This window comes from Bartonella sp. CL70QHWL, assembly GCF_042194855.1.
In the GTDB taxonomy this organism is placed as follows: Bacteria; Pseudomonadota; Alphaproteobacteria; order Rhizobiales; family Rhizobiaceae; genus Bartonella.
The window spans coordinates 1-603 of the sequence record NZ_JBHINJ010000130.1 but is presented as its reverse complement, the minus strand read 5'-3'; the positions used below and the strand labels follow the sequence as shown (position 1 = coordinate 603).

Genomic DNA, 603 nt, shown 5'->3' with positions numbered 1-603 from the left:
AGCCCGTTGCCCTGCTCATGATGATAGGCTACCTAGCTTATCCCTTGCCAATGGACATGATGGGCGTCTCTTAATCTACTGTTATGCTGGTTGCTCTTTTAGAGAGATCATACAAGCGCTTATTAGAATTGGGTTGCTTGGAAAACAAGCTTATGATCAGACGCTCTCTTTCTCCAAACAGTTTTGTGCTGATCTCAAACGAGCAAAACAGAAAGCAGAGAGAGCAAAAACAATTTGGCAACAAAGCCAACCAATCAAAAATACTTTAGCAGAAACCTATTTACGTATGCGGAGTATTACATGTGATTTGCCTCCTGATTTACGCTTTTACGACAAATGTTCGCACCCCTCTGGGGTTACACTGCCCGCGTTGGTTGCTTTTGTTAAGGGCGCTGGCTCTTTCGCCATTCATAGAACCTTTTTACAAGCCAATGGCTGCAAAACAGACCAAAAACCAGCAAAAGCCATGTTGGGATCTGTAACAGGTGGTGCTGTGCATTTAAGTCAAGCCAATCCCAAACATCTGGTCATTTGTGAGGGCATTGAAACGGGGCTGTCTCTGCTGTCTGGGTTGTTATCAGAGCCCGTTGATTTATGGGCGTC

The 603-nt window shown here is 44.9% G+C and carries 1 protein-coding gene; it reads left to right on the top strand.

Annotated elements, in window-relative coordinates:
• Window positions 1-603, top strand: a 603-nt coding sequence (locus ACFIJZ_RS10115; protein WP_375632045.1) for a virulence-associated protein E, incomplete at both ends; no start/stop codon positions are given.